The following is a 1,174-nucleotide window of genomic DNA, read 5'->3' as shown; positions in this document are numbered from 1 at the left end:
CAAGAAACAGAGTATTCAACAAGTCATCATCGATGCGGGCCATATGGTGGAATATTTGCCTACCTATTCGCCAGATCTTAATCCAATTGAACATAAATGGACACAAGCTAAATGCAAAAAAAGAGCGCTCGGATGTGACACAGATATTTTGTTCGCACTCAATATGGGTGTAATCAAAATTAAGTCGCTTAGCTATATATAAAATATTCAATCTATCTAAATTATAATCATTTAAATAGATTTACTAATTATGCACAACATCACTGACTTATAGGGTTATATTACTATCCGCGACTGTAGCTAAAAACAATTTTTTGCAAAGCCATATAACCATAAAAAACCAGTCTATAAAATAGACTGGTTATATAATATGTAACGCTATTAAATAGAATATTTATGCATCCTGCATTATCAGCTTCCTGCTGAATGTATCTTCCTACTATTTACGAGGCAGTAATTTGTAAGCACTAATACTTATCATTCGTTATCCCTAACACTACCTTTCTTATTCCTCTATATTATTAAACATTTAATAATTTCAAAGTTAAAAAATAAACTAATATTCACTATTTATTATTAGTAACAATGACTAAATTTATTTCGCGCAATAAAAGCCGGTTAAGTCATTTCCATTTCCTATTTCGATTTATGGCAGATTTGATAAATGCTAACTTATCGGCGGGCATAAGAATGTCGGATTTATCTGAGGAACACAAGAATAAAAAATAGTTTTTAATCATTTTTTTTCGATAATAACAGGATATTTTTTATCCTACTGAAAAATAAAATATTTAATCTCGTTTCATGGGTTAAAAAGCAATAAACACAGATATAACTTACATAAGTTGTAAGTTATATCTCAAAAAAAATAAGTAAATATCTTAATCACATTGCTTTTTAGTTACAGGAGTAAGTTGTTGTAAAAATTCAATCAGACTAGCAGCTAAGACGCGACGTGTTGTTTGACCTAATGTTTCTAATATAATTTGGCCATTAATATTATCTACGGGAATAATTTCAAATTCAGAATCTAAACTTGTAATAAAGAGAGTTGGGGTCAATCTACCTCTTTTTTGTGTAATTAAATGCCCAATTAAGTTTTCTTGTAAACGAATAAAATCGGTCATATTTCATACTTGAATTAAATCAAGTTGTTGATCTTAAAATTTTACTT

Annotated in this window: 1 protein-coding gene and 1 pseudogene; one reads left to right on the top strand and one right to left on the bottom strand. The window is 29.0% G+C overall.

The genetic code is table 11. The features are described 5' to 3' along the window. The coding region (locus ARSQ2_RS09000; protein ID WP_181995090.1) for a transposase at positions 1 to 202 on the top strand (202 nt) is incomplete at its 5' end. 679 nt (positions 203 to 881) lie between these two features. On the opposite strand, the pseudogene ARSQ2_RS08995 reads toward ARSQ2_RS09000, so the two are convergent. Next, positions 882 to 1,121 (bottom strand): annotated as a pseudogene (locus ARSQ2_RS08995) (SecY-interacting protein Syd); the annotation flags it as partial. Positions 1,122 to 1,174 lie beyond the last annotated feature (53 nt).

It is taken from the genome of Arsenophonus endosymbiont of Bemisia tabaci Q2, from assembly GCF_902713415.1.
Classification (GTDB): Bacteria; Pseudomonadota; Gammaproteobacteria; order Enterobacterales; family Enterobacteriaceae; genus Arsenophonus.
Note: the sequence above shows the minus strand (reverse complement) of the source record. Positions and strands in the feature narration are given on the sequence as shown.